At 51.2% G+C, this 14,565-nt stretch carries 13 protein-coding genes and 3 pseudogenes; 12 read left to right on the forward strand and 4 right to left on the reverse strand.

Translation table 11 applies throughout. The features are described from left to right. Nucleotides 1-27: 27 nt before the first annotated feature. The 3 genes and pseudogenes from rbsK (at nucleotide 28) to VN24_RS14035 (ending at nucleotide 2,717) form a co-directional block, all read left to right on the forward strand. On the forward strand, nucleotides 28-945 hold the full coding sequence (gene rbsK, locus VN24_RS14030; protein WP_082083766.1) for a ribokinase: 918 nt from the start codon (nucleotides 28-30) through the stop codon (nucleotides 943-945). A 261-nt stretch (nucleotides 946-1,206) separates the two neighbouring features. Beyond that, a pseudogene (locus VN24_RS28190) lies at nucleotides 1,207-1,356 on the forward strand (ArsR family transcriptional regulator); the annotation flags it as partial. Nucleotides 1,357-1,382: 26 nt separating this feature from the next. Continuing rightward, nucleotides 1,383-2,717 (forward strand): MFS transporter, encoded by a 1,335-nt coding sequence (locus VN24_RS14035; protein WP_045670911.1) that lies wholly within the window; start codon nucleotides 1,383-1,385, stop codon nucleotides 2,715-2,717. A 66-nt stretch (nucleotides 2,718-2,783) separates the two neighbouring features. On the opposite strand, the gene VN24_RS14040 is transcribed toward VN24_RS14035, so the two are convergent. After that, nucleotides 2,784-3,254, reverse strand: coding sequence for a PCYCGC motif-containing (lipo)protein (locus tag VN24_RS14040; protein ID WP_045670912.1), 471 nt, complete (start codon nucleotides 3,252-3,254; stop codon nucleotides 2,784-2,786). Between the two features lie 203 nt (nucleotides 3,255-3,457). On the opposite strand from VN24_RS14040, the gene VN24_RS14045 reads away from it, so the two are divergent. From VN24_RS14045 to VN24_RS14070, 8 genes and pseudogenes are all read left to right on the forward strand, one after another. Continuing rightward, a complete protein-coding gene (locus tag VN24_RS14045; RefSeq protein WP_238590687.1) occupies nucleotides 3,458-3,790 on the forward strand; it encodes an ArsR/SmtB family transcription factor in 333 nt (110 codons plus the stop codon). 4 nt (nucleotides 3,791-3,794) lie between these two features. Beyond that, entirely contained in the window at nucleotides 3,795-6,173 is a 2,379-nt protein-coding gene (locus tag VN24_RS14050; protein WP_082083767.1) for a heavy metal translocating P-type ATPase, read from the forward strand. Nucleotides 6,174-6,287: 114 nt separating this feature from the next. Beyond that, nucleotides 6,288-6,746: a MarR family winged helix-turn-helix transcriptional regulator gene (locus VN24_RS14055; protein WP_045670914.1), complete on the forward strand. Its 459-nt coding sequence runs from the start codon at nucleotides 6,288-6,290 to the stop codon at nucleotides 6,744-6,746. A gap of 142 nt (nucleotides 6,747-6,888) precedes the next feature. Beyond that, a complete protein-coding gene (tnpA, locus tag VN24_RS14060; RefSeq protein ID WP_045670915.1) occupies nucleotides 6,889-7,299 on the forward strand; it encodes an IS200/IS605 family transposase in 411 nt (136 codons plus the stop codon). Between the two features lie 126 nt (nucleotides 7,300-7,425). Continuing rightward, a complete protein-coding gene (locus tag VN24_RS28195) occupies nucleotides 7,426-7,617 on the forward strand; it encodes a hypothetical protein (RefSeq protein WP_238590688.1) in 192 nt (63 codons plus the stop codon). Between the two features lie 155 nt (nucleotides 7,618-7,772). Next, entirely contained in the window at nucleotides 7,773-8,465 is a 693-nt protein-coding gene (locus tag VN24_RS28200) for an RNA-guided endonuclease InsQ/TnpB family protein (RefSeq protein ID WP_274520449.1), read from the forward strand. A 262-nt stretch (nucleotides 8,466-8,727) separates the two neighbouring features. Further along, nucleotides 8,728-8,892, forward strand: a pseudogene (locus VN24_RS26950) (ArsI/CadI family heavy metal resistance metalloenzyme); the annotation flags it as partial. A 67-nt stretch (nucleotides 8,893-8,959) separates the two neighbouring features. Further along, nucleotides 8,960-9,469, forward strand: a complete 510-nt coding sequence (locus VN24_RS14070) for an arsinothricin resistance N-acetyltransferase ArsN1 family A (RefSeq protein WP_045670916.1) — start codon at nucleotides 8,960-8,962, stop codon at nucleotides 9,467-9,469. Between the two features lie 124 nt (nucleotides 9,470-9,593). Here the strand turns inward: VN24_RS14070 and arsC are convergent, their stop codons facing one another. Together arsC and arsB are read right to left on the reverse strand one after the other, a co-directional pair. Beyond that, a complete protein-coding gene (arsC, locus tag VN24_RS14075) occupies nucleotides 9,594-10,016 on the reverse strand; it encodes an arsenate reductase (thioredoxin) (protein ID WP_045670917.1) in 423 nt (140 codons plus the stop codon). A gap of 71 nt (nucleotides 10,017-10,087) precedes the next feature. Then, nucleotides 10,088-11,014: pseudogene (gene arsB, locus VN24_RS14080) on the reverse strand (arsenite/antimonite efflux transporter); the annotation flags it as partial. 255 nt (nucleotides 11,015-11,269) lie between these two features. On the opposite strand from arsB, the gene VN24_RS14085 reads away from it, so the two are divergent. Then, nucleotides 11,270-12,037: a MerR family transcriptional regulator gene (locus tag VN24_RS14085; RefSeq protein ID WP_045670918.1), complete on the forward strand. Its 768-nt coding sequence runs from the start codon at nucleotides 11,270-11,272 to the stop codon at nucleotides 12,035-12,037. 591 nt (nucleotides 12,038-12,628) lie between these two features. On the opposite strand, the gene VN24_RS14090 is transcribed toward VN24_RS14085, so the two are convergent. Continuing rightward, entirely contained in the window at nucleotides 12,629-14,323 is a 1,695-nt protein-coding gene (locus tag VN24_RS14090; protein ID WP_045670919.1) for a M3 family oligoendopeptidase, read from the reverse strand. Nucleotides 14,324-14,565 lie beyond the last annotated feature (242 nt).

Below are 14,565 nucleotides of genomic sequence, written 5' to 3' on the forward strand. Positions count from 1 at the left end.
CTTTGGATGAAGAAAGGCGGAAGGACGATGAAGTCTCCCCGTATTGCGGTTGTCGGAAGTTTGAACATGGATTTGGTTATTTCAATGGATAGAATGCCCGAAGTCGGAGAGACGGTTCAAGGCCGGGAAATGCATACCGTGCCGGGCGGCAAAGGCGCGAACCAGGCGGCAGGCTGCGCGCGTCTTGGAACGGACACGGTGATGATCGGCGCGGTCGGAAGCGATTTGTTCGGGAAGCAGCTGTTGGACAATATGAAAAAGCAGGGGGTCCAGACGGAAGCGATTGCCGTGCATGATGACACCGGCACCGGCATTGCGTCGATTTATCATACACGCGAAGACAACTGCATCGTAATCGTGCCGGGAGCTAACGACCGCTGCACGGCGGAATGGGTGGAGAAGAACCGCAAGCTGATCGAGGAAGCGGACGTCATGCTCACCCAGCTGGAAATCCCGCTGCCGGCGGTCGAGCGCGCCCTGACGCTGGCGCGCGAGGCCGGCGTCGTCACGGTGCTGAATCCGGCCCCTGCGCGCCCGCTGCCTGCCGAATTGCTGGCGAAGGTCGATTATTTGACGCCCAACGAGACGGAATTCGCGCTGCTTGCCGGGACCGAGGCCGAAACCGAAGCGGAACTTGAAGCCGCGATGCAAAGCTGGCAGGAGAAGTACGGCACGCGCGTCATCGTAACGCGCGGCAAGGACGGCTGTTCCTTCTTGAACGAGGAAGGACGGCTTGCGACCGTTCCGTCGCTGAAGGTCGAGGTTGTCGATACGACGGGAGCGGGCGATACGCTCAATGCGGCGTTCTGCTGCAAGCTCGCGGCCGGAAGCGCCATCCCCGAAGCGGTCGATTACGCCGTCCGGGCGGCGTCGCTGTCGGTGACGAAATTCGGCGCCCAGCAGGGGCTGCCGACGCCGGAGGAGATCGAACGCACATACAAATAAACCGGTGCGTTCGGATAAAGCGTTTCTCAGCGCTCGGACCGTGAAGAATTTGGATAAAAAAACTTAGATACAAGTGCTCGACAAATAGGTAGAGCCGCCGGAACATTTCCCGGCGTTCTATCCTTTTTTATTTCATCATTTTAGCGCAGAAGACCCCTATTTCTATAAGTGGGGGAGGAATGCGCTTCGGACAAGAACAGGATTCTTCCTGTTCAGTTGTCCGACACTCTCTCCTGCTTCTCCTTTCTTTACACACTATGAGAAATTGTAGCTTACTGCCGCGGCCCTTATTGTCTGATGTCTGCTCAAGCGGTAGAAATCTTGAAAAGCAAAGGTATAAAGGCCTCTCGCTTAGAAGAAGGCGTGCACGAATGGAAGCAGTATGTTGAGCATTCCCATGATTCTGTATGAAACAACAAGAAAGGTGGTTCTAAGCGATGACGCATGAACCCCCAGGTATAAAAGAAAGTCATTTACGGTGTTACGTTGATTCCCCGGCAATGCAGAGACAGCTGTATAAGCGTTCATTACTAATCGTCGTCATATCACAAGTTTTTGGTGGTGCTGGACTTGCTGCAGGTATTACCGTCGGAGCACTCCTTGCCCAAGATATGTTGGGAACGGAAAGTTTGTCAGGCCTCCCCGCCTCGTTGTTCACGCTTGGTTCTGCTGTGGCTGCACTGCTGGTTGGACGCCTCTCCCAACGTTTTGGACGCCGTTTGGGGCTTGCATCCGGATTTTTGGCAGGGGGGATCGGCGCAATAGGAGTCGTGTTTGCGGCACTGAGCGATAGTATCGTACTTCTATTCGCCTCACTGCTTGTCTATGGTGCCGGCACGGCTACCAACTTACAAGCACGTTATGCAGGTACCGATTTAGCGAAGCCTGCACAGCGTGCAACAGCTGTCAGTATTGCAATGGTGTCCACGACATTCGGTGCTGTTGCAGGTCCGAACTTGGTAGATGTTATGGGTCAATTTGCTTCATTGCTGAATGTTCCAGCTCTAGCAGGCCCTTTTATACTATCAGCCGCGGCTTACATCCTTGCCGGTTTCGTATTTTTGATTTTCCTTCGCCCAGACCCCTTCGTTGTTTCAAAAGCTATCGTCGCGGCACAGACTGATCAGAGCAGGACCTCACACATGCAAACGGATACGCGTACAATGAAAAACAGGGGAATCATTGTTGGATCTACAGTAATGATCTTAACTCAAATCGTAATGGTTGCAATTATGACCATGACTCCAATACACATGAGGCATCACGGTCATGGTTTAGGTGAGGTAGGATTAGTCATAGGAATTCATATTGGCTCCATGTATTTCCCATCCCTGGTTACAGGCATGCTTGTTGACAAGGTCGGCCGCACAGCCATGTCATTTACGGCTGGTGTTGTGTTACTTGCAGCTGGAATTGTCGCAGCCGTTGCTCCCGCTGATTCCATGCTGGTACTCATTGTCGCTCTTGCTTTGTTGGGAATTGGGTGGAACTTTGGCTTAATAAGCGGGACAGCTCTTATCGTCGATTCGACAGATTTAGAGACTCGAGCAAAGACTCAAGGAACGATTGACGTGTTGATAGCTTTAGCCGGTGCATCGGGTGGAGCGCTGTCCGGGATGATTGTAGCGCAATCCAGTTATGCAACCCTATCGCTTGCCGGGGGAACGCTCTCACTTTTGCTCATACCAGTCGTTATATGGTCCCAAAGAAATCAAAAAGCGGTAAGATCAGAAAATAATCCGCTAACAAACGGGCCTAACGGAGAACGGTAATCATAAAAACAGCGGCAGTCAAGGACTTTTCTCGTCCAAGGTTGCCGCTTCTTAATTGTGGCCTCCTTATGCCGGCATCGGCGTGTTCGTCGGCGCTGCGTAACCCTCTTTATAAGCGTCATCAATGTGCGCGCGAATTTCCTTTTCGCTTTTGCCTTCCGCTTTCATTTTGATGGATGCTGCAGCGATTTGCAGACAAACGCCGCAGCGGGTGCCATGATCATCCCACACCACGGATCCATCCTCGTTCACTTTATGGATGAAGCAATTGAGGTTGCTTTTGTGACCCGCACTCTCCCCGCAGCCGCAGTAGCAGGGGATCCACTGCAGCAGTTCCTTTGCCTTTCCGGCTGCCTCATACACCAGACGAATGTCTTCGCTTTGTCCTTCCAGAAAGCTCGGTAAGATAGATGCCGAAGCCGTTATAACCTGCAAATCTCCGTTGTGGGCATGTGTGATTCCTTCTTGCTTCTTGCTCCCGCAAGCGGTTAAAAACAGCGCCGCGGCAATAACTGCAAGGATTGCTTTTGTTTTCATTTGGCTCACCCCACTCTTATTCTAGAGTCACTATAGCACAAAAATAATGCGCTTACAGCCTGATAACGGTTTGTTCAGAAAATCGACTAAGTGTTGTGACGATCGCCAAGCGCGGCTAGGAATTTATCGAACGCATTAGCCAAACCTAATATAATGAGATATCATACATATTAGGAAAAGTGAATATGAAAAGGGGTGGGTATGTGATTGCTGAACAATTGAACATCAAAGTAAAATTCATTCGCGGGTTTGGAGATAAAACCCGGCTGCAGATCCTCGAATACATTAAAGACGGTGAAAAGACCGTTTCACAAATCGTCGACAACGTTCAGGCAAGCCAATCGAACATTTCCCAGCATTTGGGATGCCTCAAGGATTGCGGGCTCATTATTGGGCGCCAAGATGGAAAGTATGTGTATTACAGCTTGCGAAATGAGAAGGTAAAGATTTTGCTTTCCATGTTCGACGAAGTGTTTGCCGATGTTCAAACAGATGTGGCTTGTTGCGATCGACATTTTGAAAACGTTGAGGGGTAAGGAAATGTCAGATAACGAAATGAAGTTTAAGAGACAACTGCCGCTAACGCCTGTATCAACAATAAAGAGCGCTTGCGAAGAGGATTGCTGTCGGTCAGAGGCCCCAAAGGACGAGTGCAATGACGTGTGCTGCCATAACCCGGATAAGGAGTTCAAGTTTAAAAAGCAGCTCTCATTTACAACTGCAGCCACCACAGAGGAGGAATGCAAGGATGATTGTTGTGTGGACGGTCACTCTCAGTACCACACCGAATATTTGGTGCACGGAATGGATTCTTCGGCAAAAGGCAACAAGAACGAGCGTGTGTATGACATTCAAGGCATGGATTGTTCGGCATGCGCGGTCACGATCGAAAAGCATTTGCAGCAGATCCCCTATGTCAAAAGCGTTGCCGTCAATTTCTCTACAGGCAAGATGCGGATCGAACACGAGGGCAGTGCAGATACCATCATTCATGAGGTTGCAAAGGCAGGCTACTCGGCATCCCTTGTCTTCAGAGGAAGAAAACAGGGTACGAAGCAGGCAAAATCCAACCAATCGTTAACGGTCTTATCCGGAGTATTGCTCGCTTTAGGCTTTCTTGGATCCATTGTTAACGCAACCGAATTTATTAGCATCCTATTGTACGCAGCGGCTATTGTCATTGGCGGCTACAAGCCGGCTAGAAGCGCATTTTACGCGATAAAGAGCGGTTCACTAGATATGAACGTGCTCATGACCGCCGCGGCGCTTGGAGCTGCGATTATTGGACAGTGGCTCGAAGGGGCGACTGTCGTCTGGCTATTTGCTCTCGGCAACACATTGCAAACGAAATCCATTGAGCGAACGCGCAATTCCATCCGCAGCCTTCTCGAGCTTGCACCGCCGGAAGCGTGGGTAACGCGAAACGGTGAACTGGTTCAAGTATCCGTTGATGATATCGGAATCGGCGATATTATCGTCGCAAAGCCAGGCGATAAAATACCGCTTGATGGACAAATCGTACGCGGCGAATCCAGCGTTAATCAGGCGCCGATCACCGGCGAATCGGTTCCGGTCGATAAACAAATCGGCGATGCCGTCTATGCAGGAAGCATCAATGAGCATGGATCATTAGAGATCAAAGTTACGAAGCTCGCCCAAGACTCGACGCTTGCAAAGATTATTCATCTGGTGGAGGAAGCGCAGGAAGAAAAAGCGCCGACGCAAGCATTCGTGGACAAGTTTGCCCGGATTTACACACCAATCGTGTTCATCTTGGCGATCGTGGTTATGATTCTCCCTCCATTATTTGGGGGCGGTTCTTGGAGCGATTGGTTCTACCGCGGACTGGAACTGCTAGTGATAGCATGTCCTTGCGCTTTGGTCATATCGACGCCGGTCTCGATTGTATCGGCTATCGGAAATGCCGCTAAACATGGCGTTTTAATCAAAGGCGGCGCTTTTTTGGAGACAGCAGGCGCGCTTACGGCAATTGCCTTTGATAAAACCGGAACCTTAACCGAAGGCAAACCAAAAGTAACGAAAGTTCTGCCTTACGGCGTGACCGGCCAAGAACTGCTCGCAATCGCCGCAACATTGGAAGAACACTCTACGCATCCCATTGCACGCGCGATCGTTTCGCATGCTGCCGCGGCTGCTGTTCCGAAGGCAAATAGCGATCGTCAAAAAAGCATTCCGGGCAAAGGCGTTGAGGCGGTAATTGATGATGTAACGTATTACGCTGGCAATGCAAAGCTTTTTGCAGAGATGAACGTCTCTCTCGGAAAGCTCCAAAACCAGATCGATACCCTGCGACAACAAGGCAATACCCTTGTCATTGTTGGAACACAAGAGCACATCATCGGCATGATCGGAATATCAGATGCAATTCGGCAAACAAGCATAAAGGCTTTACAAGGTTTAAAAGACGTTGGAGTACGCAGTATAGTCATGCTCACCGGCGATAATCAGGGAACCGCACGGAAAGTGGCGTCAGAAGCGAATGTCACCCGCTATTTTGCAGACCTGCTCCCCGAGCATAAAGTCCGCGCAATAAAGGATCTGCAAGCCGAAGGACATATGGTGGCAATGGTTGGAGACGGCATCAATGACGCCCCTGCGCTGGCTACCGCAAACTTGGGCATCGCGATGGGAGGGGCAGGAACGGATACGGCAATGGAAACGGCCGATATCGTGCTGATGGCAGACAACCTTGAAAAGCTGCCGTTTACTGTGCAGCTTAGCCGCAAGGCAATCGCCATCATCAAGCAAAACATCTGGTTTTCGATCGCCATCAAGTTCCTTGCGCTCGTTTTGGTTTTTCCCGGCTGGCTTACCTTGTGGATGGCGGTATTGAGCGATACCGGCGCTGCACTGCTTGTAATATTGAACAGTATGAGGCTCCTGCGATTTAAGGGATAGGAAACAGGCTCCCCGGCATAATCGCCGGACAGCCTGTTTCCGCACAATAATCTCAAAATATAATAGTTTCATTTTACAAATATATAGCGTATGATGAGCTCAGGTGATGGAAAAATGAAACAATTACTTCAATATGTGAATGTGCGAGAAGTGCTGCAGCTGCTTGTGCGAAGATTCGGCTTGCTGCAGAAAGACGGCGCCCAGTGCTGCGGTATCTCCGTGATTCAAAGTCACGTCATTTATGAGCTGAGCAAAGGCACCAACCTGTCGCTTAATGATCTGGCCCAGATCCTGTCAGTCGATACGAGCACGCTCAGCCGTCAGGTGCAGCAGCTGGTGGAGCTGGAATGGGTCAGCCGGACGCCCGATCCGAAGGACCGCCGTTACGTCGTCTTGTCCCTCACGGCGAAAGGAAATGAGCAGGCCGATGCGATTGCCGAAATGATGGCGCAATATGTGCAGGAGTTGTTTCGGCATATTCCTGCAGACAAGAAGGAGCAAGTATTGGAAAGCCTGCAGCTGCTCAGCACCGCCATGAGTCAAAGCTCCAGCTGCTGTACGCCTCCTCTTTAACAGCTCTCCGAAAGAAGTCCCCTTCCTCTTTAGGGAGGGGATGAATTTCGGTCTACTGAATCATGCAGGAATATTTGTTGTTGCTGGATATCCAGAGAATTGGTAAAAATCAGTCTTAGATAAAATAAGGACTGGTGCCTACATGAATTTAGACAGCAATAACCATTCAGTATTCTCTTTGAACTACCATCTCATTCTCTGCATCAAATACCGTCGAAAAGTGATTTCGGACGTCATCTCCGAGTATGCCAAAGACGCTTTTGAACGGATCGGGCAACAATACCGCATTACGATAAGCGAGTGGAATCACGTTCGCGACCATATTCACGTCCTCTTCAAAGCTCATCCCAACTCGGAATTATCGAAATTCATCAATGCGTATAAAAGTGCGAGTTCAAGGCTCATCAAGAATGAGTTTCCTGCTGTCAGACATCAACTGTGGAAAGAACATTTCTGGTCAAAAAGCTACTGTCTGGTTACAGTGGGAGGCACACCTCTGGAAGTATTGAAAGCCTATATCGAAAAGCAAGGGAAGGAGGCGAAAACAACTTGATCCGATGTGTCAAAACGGCGTTTCATACACCGAAAGCAGAACTGGAGCGGCTGTTCGAGTGCAACCGTATATCGGGACAAATCTGGAACCGGTGCCTGTCCATCGCCAAGGACTATTCCTTGCAGCATGACGGCAAAATGGATCGACAGAACGAAACTTCAAGCGGCATTGACCCAGCAGTTTCCGCTGCATTCCCAATCGGCACAGTCGGTTTCCCATCATTATCTGTTTGCCAGAGACAGTGCCAGGAAAGCGAAGAGACAAGGTCTTCCTGCCAAATACCCATACAAAATCAAGAAACACTTCAACACGAAATGAGTCGATCAATCCTTCAAAATAAAAGGGAATGTCATCGAACTGAGTCTCGGTTTGCAAAATGGCAAGCGCAGGCAACCCATTAAAATCACAGTTCCCCGCCTTCCTGACGGACCGGTCAAAGAAATTGAACTTGTGTTTGACCGAAAGCTGATGATCTGCATGAGTTACGACAAGGCAAAGCAGCAGCCGAAAACAAAGGGGAGCAAGTGGCGGGCGTTGACTTAGGGGAAATTCATTCCATCGCGGCAACTTCAACCGCAAATCAATCCTTGATTGTTACCGGAAGAAAAGTAAGAAGCCTCCATAGATTTCGCAATAAGAAACTTGCCGAACTGCAGAAACGGAAGAGCAAGTGCAAAAAAGGCAGCCGTCAATGGAAAAAATACAACCGGGCGATGAAATACATATTGAGCAAAAGCGACCGTCAATTAAGCGACGCGATCCACAAAACGACACGGAATTTTGTACAGTGGTGCACGGAAAACGAAGTGAAGGAAGTCGTCGTCGGTCAAGTGGAAGGCGTACAGCGCAACACGAAGAAGAAGCGAAGAAAAGTCGTGAATCAAAAACTTTCCAACTGGCGGTTTGGCCAAATCCAGAAGCAGATGGCCTACAAACTTGAAGAACACGGGACTCAGATCCATCGGATCGACGAAAGTTTCACGAGTCAACAATGTCCTTGTTGCGGTAGGAGGAAGAAGACTTCTACAAGAGTGTATATCTGTACCTGCGGCTATACGGAGCATCGTGATGTTCACGGCAGCAAGGGGATTTTGTCCAAGCATCTCCATGGAGAGATAAGGTACCTGGGCAAAACCGAAAAGATCAAGTATCTACGGATCGCGTAAAAGAGAGAAGTAGTAGAAGGTGAGTTCTCACCCACTTGTAAAAGTGTTGCTTACTGAACCAACCTACCGGGATTCTCCGCTGCATGCAGCGAAAGACGGCAGCAAACCTGCTGTTTTGCAGAGACCTGTAGGAATGGCTAGTAAGAAACTCCTGCCTCTTAGCGAAGCGTAGGCAGGGGAGGTTCATAGGGAGATTTTGTTAACCAGCCTCTAGTCGCGGCCGCTCAACGTTGATTGGCCCGGATAGAGGTTATCTTCCCGCATGGATACGACGTGCTGCTACGCGGTGCAGGACAAAATTTGGGTGACCGACCCCGAAGGAAACCCTTGGGAAGTCTTTTATACGCGGGCCGATTCCGAGTTTGAGTCCGCGGACGCTCCGAAGGCGGCGGCGGTATGCTGCGTTACGGCCCCGGCGGAGGGCTAGCAGGGGATTTCAAGACAACAACGAATAGGTAGTCATAAAACCCTATCCTGCAGCGGGGTATCAATCGATGAACATTCAAATAAGCAAGGCGGCATTGGGTGATGCCGAAGCGGTAACGGAAATTTACAATCAGGGAATTGCAGAGCGGGCCTCCACATTTGAAACGAAGCAAAAGACGGTTGAAGAAATAACCGATTGGATTAGAGGTCAAGGCGAACGATATCCGATCTTAACAGCTCATAATGAACATCATCACGTTGTCGGCTGGGCTTCCATTTCGTCATACAGCCCGCGCGACTGCTACAGAGGAGTAGGCGTGTTTTCCATTTACCTGCGCGACGGCTACCGGGGACAAGGCATTGGAAAAAAACTGCTGCAAGCATTAACGGAAGAGGCCGAGCGCATCGGTTACTGGAAGTTAACGTCACGGATATTCCAGTTCAACGCAGCCAGCCAAAATTTATGCAGGTCTTGCGGTTTTCGGGAAGTCGGCATTTACGAAAAGCACAGCAAGCTGGATGGAAGATGGATTGATTGCGTCATCGTCGAAAAGATCATTCCAAGAAATATCAATTAAAAGGAAAGGGCTTCCAGAGCCTGAGCTTAAGCTTGAGCTTGAGCCCGAACCTGGGTGCCCCTTTACGAAGGTAGTTTGTTGGTCATCATTCGCTGATCCGTATCCTTTCTGGAATCGAAATGAACTACTTGCCTTCCGCCACAAACTGCTCGATACGACCCTTAATGCTGTCGCGGACTTCGCGGAATTTGGCCATGATTTCGTCCTCAGTGCCTGTCGCTTTGGCCGGATCGTCGAATCCCCAGTGCCATTTCACGACCTTGTCGTTCCGGATGACCGGACAGTGCTCATCCGCATGCCCGCACAGCGTGATCACGTAATCGGCGCGGTTCAAAATTTGCGGATCAATGACATCGGACGTATGCCCGCTAATGTCTACGCCGGCTTCGCGCATGACCTGGACGGCACGCGGGTTAAGACCGTGCGCTTCGAGTCCTGCGCTTTTCACTTCATATTGATCGCCGCCGAGCTGCCTCAGAAAGCCGTCGGCAATTTGACTGCGGCAGGAGTTGCCGGTGCACAGGAAGTAAATGAGTTTCTTTTCCATGATCCAAATCCTCTTTTCTATTGGTTTAAGAGATCAACCTGAGCCACAGGTACAGCCCGGTCAAGGTGATGAAGTTCCCCCAAATAATCGGTCAGGCCGGCGTTTCGCAGGCCGTAGACGACGACATACATGCCGATCGAGAACACGACAACCGCCCACGGCGCCTCTTTAACAATTTTTCGCGTCTCAATGACCGGGCTTCGGCGTGCCGCCATAATGAAGAAGAGCGCAGCCGCACCGGCAATAATGGAGACGGGAACCGAAATAAACTCGCTCAGCAGGTAGGCTGCCAGCAGCACGGAAAGGATGAACCAGGACAACCGAAACAACCGTAAATCGTTAATCGCTTCCCTCGGCTGCTTCAACTGCTGCACGTCGTACCGCTGCGGAATCCGTTTGCGGAAAAACAGGTACAGTACAGCAATGCTTGCGGCAAGTGAAAAAAAGTTCGGGACGATCATCCGGCCCGCGTACTGGGCAAAGCCGATGCCGAAGTAATCGGCGGACACGATATTGACCAGGTTGCTCACAGTGAGCGGCAGCGACGTCGTGTCGGCGATGAACCCGCTGGCCATAATGAAGGGCAGAATCATCCGTTCGTCGAATTTGAGCGCCCGCACCATGGCAAGGACGATCGGCGTCAAAATAAGCGCAGCGCCGTCGTTGGCAAAAAACGCAGCCACCACAGCGCCGAGGAGGGCGATGTAAACGAACATGACAATCCCGTTTCCTTTGGCAATGCGCGCCACATGCAGAGCGGACCATTCAAAAATTCCGATCTGGTCCAGAATGAGCGAGATGAGAATGATCGCCACAAACGCCAGCGTAGCGTTCCAGACGATGAGGGTGACGTCTTTCACATCCCCGAAACTGACGACTCCGCAGCTTAGAGCCAGCGCCGCGCCTCCAGCGGCCGACCATCCGATATGGAGCCCCTTTGGCTGCCAAATGACAAAAATTAACGTTAAGACAAAAATCAGACTCGCGATGTAAACCATACGTACCCCCTACTAAATTCAGACGCAGCAATCTTCCGCCGAGAAGCTTAAGGGTATCGGCCATATGCTGAATGCTTTCCATTTCGTTCACCTTCCCTTCGTTCGGGCGGATAGGTCTCTGGCGTGACTTCCACCTGTATCTTTGTATTATTATATAAGCATTTAATTATATGTAAAATGAATTTATCGTAAATCGAAAATGTCTTGACTCTCACGCAGCGTGATCCTTTACCCTAACAGTAAGAGGTGATGGGGATGTACAAAGTAAAGCAGGTGGCGGAGCTTGCCGGCATCAGCGTCCGGACGCTGCATCATTACGACGATATCGGGCTACTGAAGCCGGCCGAGGTGGGTGAGAACGGGTATCGGCTGTATAAGGATGAGGATTTGGAGCGGCTGCAGCAGATTTTATTTTTCCGGGAGCTCGACGTGCCGCTTCAGGAAATCGCAGCGATGCTGGACCGTCCGGATTACGACCGCAAATGTACGCTGCTTACCCACAAGACCCTGCTTACGGAGAAAAAGAACCGCCTCGAACGCCTGATCCGGTCCGTCGACCAGACGATCCGGTCTATTGAAGGAGGAGAAGCGATGAGCAAGCAGGAGATGTTCGAACCGTTCGACATGAAGAAGATTGAGGAGCATCAGAAGAAGTATGAAGCGGAAACGGAGCAGCGGTGGGGGCATACCGATGCCTACAAGGAATCGCAGCGGCGCACGGCTTCGTATAAAGAGGAGGACTGGAAGCGGATCAAGGAATCCGGCGACGATATTTACCGGCGCCTGATTGCCGCGATGCCCAAAGGGGCGGCGGACGAAGAGACGCAGCGGATCATTGCGGAGCACCGGCAGTACATTTCCGACAACTTTTACGAGTGCAGCCTTGAGATTTACCGCGGCCTGGGGGAAATGTATGTGAACGACCCCCGTTTTACGAAAAATATCGATAAATATGAGCCGGGTCTGGCCGCTTTTTTCCGCGAGGCGATCCATGTGTACTGCGACGGCATGGAACGGAAGTAGAATGCCCATACCGGACATTACGCCTGACGAAGTCAGCATGAGAATACAAAAAGAACGTTCTATTGACCAATGACCGGTTTTTCGTAGGCTGTGTTCAAGTCCAGTGTTGCTTGCTGTGGATCAGCTAACGAATTGAGCAATCGTTATTTGATCGAAACAAGATAATCGTATATTCTAACGAATCCTGCCATCGTTATCCCTTCCATTCGAACACAATCAGAGGCTCTGTTCTACGAATAGCGACACTGGGATTCGTTAAATCCACAACGAGCACTATATTTCTGAAATAACTACTGTCAGGTTCGTTATAACAGGCTTTTTCAGAGGTTGAGGGGTTGCGGGGCTTCGTGTCGTCATTGAAGCCGTCCGTAATTTTGCTAGACCCTCTTGGGTTCCGTCTGGCCCGGTCTTGTCAGGAAGCGGCTGTCCAGGTTCTCACACCCGGACAGCCGCTGCATTTTTGCTATCAGGCCCGTATACGACAATCCCGTTCTTAATCTATCATCCAAACAATGTGGAATTGAAAAATCTGAAGGCGGCTGCGGTCGGAAGCACAAGCCAGCAGTCGCTTTTTCCTTTATTAAACGGCATTTAAAACTTGCTGTCGTCCACGCAGGCCAGCCAGCTCTCGATGTCGCCGATGACGCTCGTGACGCAGCCGTCCTTAAACGGAGAGATCAGCCCGGCTTCATGGGCCAGCTCCGTGAACGACAAGCTTCCGCCGAGCCGGCACAGCTTGAGATAGTCGCTCCATGCGCTCTCCCAATCTTCGTTCATCCGCTTCCAGAACTGGAACGCGCAAATTTGCGCCAATGTGTAATCGATATAATAAAATGGCGTGTTATAAATGTGCCCCTGCTTCTGCCAGAACCCGCCGCCTTCGAGGTAGGCGTTGCCGGCGTGGTCGCGGTGCGGCAGGTAGCGGAGCTCCAGCTCCCGCCACGCCCGCTTGCGCTCTGCCGGCGTCGCTTCCGGATTGGCATAGACGATATGCTGGAATTCATCGACGGCGACGCCGTAAGGCAGAAACTGCAGAGCGGAAGCAAGATGGCTGAACCGGTATTTGTCCGCATCCTCCACAAAAAATTTATCCATCCACGGCCACGTGAAAAATTCCATGCTCATCGAATGAATCTCCGCCGCTTCAAACGTCGGCCACCAGTATTCCGGTACCTCAAAGTGCCGGCTCTCGTACACCTGGAAAGCGTGCCCCGCTTCGTGGGTCAGCACGTCGATATCGTCGGAAGTCCCATTAAAGTTGGAAAAAATGAACGGAGCGCTGTAATCGCTAATGAACGTGCAGTAGCCGCCGCTCTCCTTCCCTTTTTTGCTGACCAGGTCCATCAAATCCTCGTCAACCATGTAGCGGAAAAAAGCGCTCATTTCCGGAGAAAGCTTGTCGTACATCGCGATGCCGCCGTTTATGATCCAGTCGGGATCGCCTTTCGGCTTGGCGTTGCCGGATTTGAAGCTGAACCCCTCGTCGTAGAAGAGCAGCTTCTCGACATCGATTCGCTCCCGCTGGCGCTCCTTCAGCTTTGAGGCGAGCGGAACGATATGATCCAGCACCTGCTTGCGGAATGAGGCGACCATGTCCGCGTCGTAATCGGTCCGGGTCATCCGGGCGTAGCCGAGCTCCGTAAAATCTTTGTATCCGAGCTTGCGCGCCATTTCGGTGCGGACCTTGACGAGATCGTCGAAGATGCGGTCGAATTTTTCCTCGTTTGCGGCCATGAACCCATAGCGTGCTTCCGCCGCCTGCCGGCGCGTTTCGCGGTCGGTCGACTGCTCGAACGGTCCCAGCTGGGACAGCGTTCGCTCCTCGCCCTGGAACGGAATTTTCGCCGAGGCAATGAGCTGGTTGTATTCGGTTTTGAGCTTGTTTTCCTGCTGCAGGTCGGCGATGATTTCGGGACTGAACGTTTTCAGCGACAGCTCCGCGAGGCGAAACAACTGCCGCCCCCATTTTGTTTCCAGCTCAGGCCGGAATGCCGATTCCGTCAGCGCCCGGTAAAAGTCGGTGACATACTCCTGAATCTCGGGACCGACTTCATCCATGTAGTCCTGCTCGGCTTTGTAGAACGCATCGGTCGTGTCGATCGAATGGCGTATGTACACCAGCTGGCCCATCGTATCGAGTCTGCTGCGCAGCTTGTTGATGTCCGCCATGATGCGGTCCTGCTCCTCGAAGCTTGCTGCGGAACGGAATGCAGCCAGCAGTTCTTTGAACCCGGTAATGACGGCTTCCTTGTCGGGACGTTCGTAACGGAACTCACTGAATTTCATAGCGAACCACCTTTCGGACGTGTAATAGGTCAATTATACCTGAATTCCTGAAAATGGGTGAAGAGGGAAAAAGATGCGCTGCGCGGGCAGGTTTGATCTTCCGATCGCTGTTGTGGCCGGATTCCTGGATTTAATAAACCCTTAGCAGGGTTAGAATCCGTCCACAAAGGCGAGCGCTGGCGCTTCTCCAGATTCAAACCCGCCCGCTTCGCTCTCTTTTTCGGAGAGGGAGAGAGAAAGGA

The organism is Paenibacillus beijingensis, assembly GCF_000961095.1.
In the GTDB taxonomy this organism is placed as follows: domain Bacteria; phylum Bacillota; class Bacilli; order Paenibacillales; family Paenibacillaceae; genus Paenibacillus_O; species Paenibacillus_O beijingensis.